Consider the following 6154-nt stretch of genomic DNA (forward strand, 5'->3'; position numbering starts at 1 on the left):
GGGCGGGACGGTGTGGCCTACCCGGCCGCGGCGGCCGCAGGCCGCACCCGTGCGCTGGCGTTCCTCGCGGTGAAGCCCGAGGCGTCCGCCCAGGAAGTGGCGCTCGCCGCCGGCATCTCGCTCACCACGGCGAAGGACGTGCGAAGGCGGGTGCGTGCCGGCGCGGGAGCAGCGGGGACCACGGGGCAGCCGGACGACATGTCGCCGGTCGGCCGGGGGACCGGAGGGCGCGGCATCGTGAAGCGCCCCCGGGTACGCCCGGGCGCCGTGGACCTGTCGCTGACGGTCCGGCGGTTGTCTGCCGACCCGTCACTCCGGTTCACCGAGGCGGGCCGGAGACTGCTGCGGATCCTGGACGTCTCCGCCGTCCAGCCGCACGACTGGACGACGATGGCGAGCAGCCTTCCGATCCACTGCGCGCCGGTGATCGCCGAACTGGCGCGGCATCACGCGGAGAGTTGGCAGCTCCTCGCGGAAGAATTGACGGAACGAATCAATTCCCAGGACACTGAGGCATAGCCGTTCGATCGATACGGCAGACAGCGTTGCCGACACCCCTGGTGCGTTCTGTGCACCCGGTTGATTTCGTCGGCAACGCTCGCGTCCACTTCTTCCGGACTCTGCCGTGAATCGCGGCCGCAGCAGATTCTGCGTTACCCGTGGGCGATTCGCCCACGGGTAATTTCCTGGTGCGCCCCGAGCTGCTTCGGAGGCAGTCGCGGGATTACTGTTCGAATCGCAGCCGCTGCAGAATGCTGGGGAAAAGCAACTCGGTCTTCGGAGGGTGGGGACATGTGTGGAATAACCGGCTGGGTGGATTTCGGGACGGATCTGCGTTCGCGGCGCGCGACGGTCGAGTCCATGACGGCAACCATGGCGTTGCGCGGGCCCGATGACGGAGCGGTGTGGCTGTCGCCGCACGCCGCCCTCGGCCATCGCCGGCTCGCGGTCATCGACCCGGCCGGCGGCGCGCAGCCGATGGTGCGCGGCGCAACGGTGCTGACGTACAGCGGCGAGGTGTACAACTTCCGCGAGCTGCGCGCCGAACTCGAGGGCAAGGGACACAAGTTCACGACGAACAGCGACACGGAAGTCGTCGCCCTCGCCTATGCCGAGTGGGGCGAGGCCTTCGTGAGCCGCCTCAACGGCATGTTCGGGTTCGCCATCTGGGACACCGACAAGGAAGAGCTGCTGCTGGTCCGGGACCGGGTCGGCGTGAAGCCCGTCTACTACTACCCGACCGGCCGCGGACTTCTCTTCGGCTCGGAGCCGAAGGCGATCCTCGCCAATCCGGAGGCCCGCCGCGTGGTGAACCCCGACGGGTTCGCGAGCTTCCTCATGCTCCAGGCGAACATGGCCGGAGCCACGCTGTTCGACGGGATGCACGAACTGCAGCCCGGCGAATACCTGAAGGTGAACCGCAACGGGATCGACAAGCGCCGGTACTGGCAACTGGAAGCCCGGCCCCACGAGGACGACCTGGACACCACGGTCGCCAAGGTGCGCTCGCTCATGGAGGACATCGTCGAGCGGCAGTTGGTGTCCGACGTGCCGCTCGGCATGCTGCTGTCGGGTGGCGTCGACTCCAGCGTGCTCACCGCCCTCGCGGCCCGGGCGAACACCGACGATGTGCTGCACTCGTTCTCGATCGACTTCGTCGGCTACTCGGACTCGTTCGACTCCGAGGCGGACGGACTGCGCACCACCGAAGACGGCCCGTTCATCGAGCAGGTGGTGAAGCACATCGGCTGCCTGCACAAGTCCGTGGCGGTGGACACCCTTGGGCTCAGCGCCCCCGACGTCCGCCGGCAGGTGCTCGCGGCCTGGGACCTGCCCAACCACCTCGGTGACATGGACGTCTCGCTCTACCTGCTGTTCCGCGCCGTGCGCGAGCACTGCACCGTGGCCATCTCCGGCGAAGGCGCCGACGAGGTCTTCGGCGGCTACCCGTGGGTGCACGACCAGAAGGCCCTCGACATCCCGATCTACCCCTGGATGGCGTTCCAGGTATTGCGGGGCACACCCGGCCCGTTCAGCCTGTTCAGCTCCGACGTCATCGAGCGGACGGGCATGATGGAACGGCTCGGCGGCATGTACAACGAAGGCCTGGCCGAGGTTCCCCGGCTCGACGGCGAAGCACCCGAAGACGCACGGATGCGTGAGGTGAACTACCTCGACCTCACCCGGTTCATGCGGGCGCTTCTGGACCGCAAGGACCGGATGAGCATGGCCCTCGGGCTCGAGGTCCGGGTGCCCTTCTGCGACCACCGGCTCATCGAGTACATGTTCAACGTCCCGTGGTCGATGAAGAAGCGGAACGGCACCGGAAAGTGGCTGCTGCGCGCCGCCGCAGGCGATCTGCTGCCGGAATCGGTACTGCAACGGCCCAAGTCGGCTTTCCCGGCGACGCTCGACACCGGATACGACGACATGCTCCGCACCGGTCTCAAGCACATTCTGGACAACGGCGACGACGAGCCCATCCGTCCCCTGATCAATGCCGAGGCGGCACAACAGGTCGTCGACGGCACCGATGCGGCCGGTGGCGGCACCTGGAACCGCCTGCGCACCGAAAGCCTGATCCGCGCCAACGCCTGGATCAAGGAGTACCAGGTGGACGTGAGCCCGCTGTTCTGAGCGCGCGCCGACAGGCCCGTTCCAGCGCCGACCCCGGACCTTAGGTGTGAATACCTCGTGGACGAGAACGTTGTTGAGGATCAGTCGTCAGCCCGGCTCGTGGAGTACCTGAAGAAGGTAACGCTGGAACTCCTTGAGACCCGTGACGGCCTGGAGCGTCTCCAGGCCCGGATCGACGAGCCGATCGCGATCGTGGGCATGAGCTGCCGGTACCCGGGCGGTGTCGAAACGCCGGAGCACCTGTGGGACCTGGTCGCGTCGGGCCGGGACGCCATCACGGGGTTCCCGTCCGACCGCGGCTGGGATCTGGACCGGCTGTTCGACCCGGACCCGGACAAGCCCGGTACGTCGTATGCGCGCGAGGGCGGATTCCTGCCCGACGCGGCGGAATTCGACGCGGGCTTCTTCGGGATCGGGCCGCGTGAGGCGTCGGCGATGGATCCGCAGCAGCGGTTGTTGCTGGAGGCGTCGTGGGAGGCGCTGGAGGACGCCGGGATCGATCCCACGTCGCTGCGGGGCAGTGACACCGGTGTCTTCGCCGGGGTGATGTACCAGGACTACGGGTTCGCCGCGCAGTCGAGCGCTGCTGAGGGATACGTCGGCACCGGTTCGGCGGGCAGTGTGGTGTCGGGTCGGGTCGCGTACACGTTGGGGGTGGAGGGTCCGGCGGTCACGTTGGACACGGCGTGTTCGTCGTCGCTGGTGGCGTTGCATCTGGCGTGTCAGGCCCTGCGTCAGGGTGAGACGTCGCTGGTGCTGGCCGGTGGTGTGACGGTGATGTCGACGCCGTTGCTGTTCGTGGAGTTCTCCCGGCAGCGTGGTCTGTCGCCTGATGGCCGGTGCAAGTCGTTCGCGTCCTCGGCTGATGGCGTGGCGTGGTCCGAGGGCGTGGGTGTGGTGGCGCTGGAGCGGTTGTCGGACGCTCAGCGGCTGGGGCACAACGTGCTGGCCGTGATCCGCGGAAGTGCGGTGAACCAGGACGGTGCGAGCAACGGCCTGACCGCGCCCAACGGCCCCTCGCAAGAACGTGTCATCGCGCAGGCGCTGGCCAGTGCGGGTCTGACACCGGTCGATGTCGATGTGGTCGAGGCGCACGGGACCGGTACGACGCTGGGTGATCCCATCGAGGCGCAGGCGCTGATCGCCGCGTACGGAAAGGATCGCGGCGACGGGACGCCGTTGCGGATCGGATCGGTGAAGTCGAACATCGGTCATACGCAGGCGGCGGCCGGTGTGGCCGGTGTGATCAAGATGGTTCAGGCGCTGCGGAACGGTCAGTTGCCGCGAACGCTGCATGTGGATGAGCCGTCGTCGCATGTGGACTGGTCCGCGGGTTCGGTGCGGCTGTTGACCGAGTCCGAGCCGTGGCGGGCCGGGGAGCGGGTTCGCCGGGCGGGTGTGTCGTCGTTCGGGATCAGCGGCACCAACGCGCACGTGATCATCGAGGAGGCACCCGCCGAGTCCACGGCGCCGGACACGGCCGACGTCGAGCCGCATCCGGCTGAGGCGCTCATCGCCACCGACGTCATGCCGTGGTCCGTGTCGGCCAAGAGCGAGGCGGCGCTCCAGGCGCAGGCACAGCGGGTGCACGACTGGCTGCTCGGGCACCCCGAGGCGGACCTCGCCGAGGTCGCCCACGCGCTGCTGAAGTCGCGAGCACAGCTCGGAAACCGCGCTGTCGCGGTTGCCGCTGATCACGACGGCATGCTCGCGCGCATGGCCGAACTGGCCGCCGGTACCCCGTCGTCCAGGGCCGTCGTGGGGACCGTCGGCACGGGGAAGACGGCCGCCTTGTTCACCGGCCAGGGCGCGCAGCGGGCCGGCATGGGCGCCGGGCTGTACCGGACGTTCCCGGTCTTCGCGACCGCGCTGGAGGAGGTGTGCGCCCAGTTCGATCCGCTGTTGGGGCGTTCGCTGAAGGACGTGATGTTCTCCGGCGCGGATGTGCTGGACCGGACCGACTTCACCCAGCCGGCCCTGTTCGCGTTCGAAGTGGCTGTGTTCCGCCTGCTGGAGTCGTTCGGGGTCCGCCCGGACGTGCTGATCGGGCACTCCGTCGGTGAACTCGTCGCGGCCCACCTCGCCGGGGTCTGGACGCTCGAGGACGCGTGCACCCTGGTGGCGGCGCGCGGCCGGCTCATGGCGGCGATGCCCGAAGGCGGGGCGATGCTCGCCATCGCGGCACCGGAGGCCGCGGCGGTCGAGGCGATCGCGGCATGCGACGGCCGGGCGTCCCTCGCCGCGGTGAACGGGCCCGCCGCCGTGGTGGTCTCCGGTGACCGGGCCGCGGTCGAGGAGATCGGACGACGGCTGTCCGGCGAGGGGCACAAGACCACGTGGCTGCGGGTCTCCCACGCGTTCCACTCGGCCCATATGGAGGCGATGCTCGAGGAGTTCGAGGCAATCGCCCGGACCGTCGCCTACCACCCGCCGCGGATCCCGGTCGTGTCGAACGTGTCCGGCGCGGCCGCCGGGGAGGAGTTGCTCGACGCGGCCTACTGGGCGCGCCAGGTGCGGGCCGCCGTGCGGTTCGCGCCGGGGATCGAGACGCTCGGTGCCCTCGGAGTACGACGGTTCCTGGAAATGGGACCCGACGGTGTCCTGGCGGCGCTGACCCGACACTGTCTGCCGCCGGACGTCGAGGCGCGGGCGCTGGTCGCGGCGGCCACGCGGCGCGGCGAGGACGAGGTGGAACAGGTCCTGTCGTTGCTGGGCGAGGCGCACGCGGCCGGGATGGACGTCGAGTGGGCCCCGTTGTTCGCCGGACGCCGGACCGGCCACGTAGCCCTGCCCACGTACGCGTACCAGCGCAGCCGGTACTGGCACGACCCGGACTCGTACGACGTGTCGATCGGTGATGTGACGCAGGCCGGGCTGCTGTTCCCCGACCACCCGTTGCTCGGGGCGGCGGTGCAGCTCGCCGGCCGTGACGAGTGGCTGTTCACCGGACGCCTCTCGCGGCGGAGCCACCCATGGCTCGTCGACCATGTCGTCCACGACGCGGTCGTCGTGCCGGCGGCGGCCCTGCTGGAGATCGCGTGGTGCGCGGGCGACATGCTCGGCTGCGGGGTGATCGAAGAGCTCACGCTGCGGGCCCCGATGGTCCTCGCCCCGGACCGGGCGACCGAACTGCAGGTCACCGTCGGCGCCGCCGACGTCGATGGGGCCCGGTCCGTGACCTTCCATTCTCGGGCCGAGGGCGACCGGGACGGTGCGGGATGGGCGTTGCACGCCGAGGGCGTGCTGTCCTCCCGCGAACCGGACGCCCTCCCGGACAGCGACGACTGGCTCGCGGCGGACGAATCGAGCGGAACGACCACCGGTGAGGCGCTCTACGACCGGCTGATCGAGCTCGGATTCCTCTACGGGCCCGCCTTCCAGGGTGTGACGGCCACATGGGGAGACGACGGAGAGGTCATCGCCGACGTGTCGCTCGACGAGACCGCGGCGCCACAGGCGACGCGGTTCGGGATCCACCCCGCGCTGCTCGACGCGACCATGCACGCCGCCATCGACC

Annotated in this window: 2 protein-coding genes and 1 pseudogene; all 3 read left to right on the forward strand. The window is 69.6% G+C overall.

The window, feature by feature from the left end; genetic code table 11:
• Positions 1–519: pseudogene (locus tag ACFTZL_RS39410) on the forward strand (transcriptional regulator); the annotation flags it as partial.
• Positions 520–792: 273 nt separating this feature from the next.
• Entirely contained in the window at positions 793–2637 is a 1845-nt protein-coding gene (gene asnB, locus ACFTZL_RS39415) for an asparagine synthase (glutamine-hydrolyzing) (RefSeq protein WP_382593667.1), read from the forward strand.
• Between the two features lie 57 nt (positions 2638–2694).
• Positions 2695–6154, forward strand: a 3460-nt coding sequence (locus tag ACFTZL_RS39420) for a type I polyketide synthase (RefSeq protein WP_382593670.1), incomplete at its 3' end; no start/stop codon positions are given.

The sequence above is a fragment of the Streptomyces sp. NPDC056948 genome (assembly GCF_042674225.1).
GTDB lineage: Bacteria > Actinomycetota > Actinomycetes > Streptomycetales > Streptomycetaceae > Streptomyces > Streptomyces purpurascens.

What these genes read in the sequence shown, in the direction of transcription:
- asnB (WP_382593667.1), top strand. Translation starts at nt 793, where the DNA reads ATGTGTGGAATAACCGGCTGGGTGGATTTCGGGACGGATCTGCGTTCG.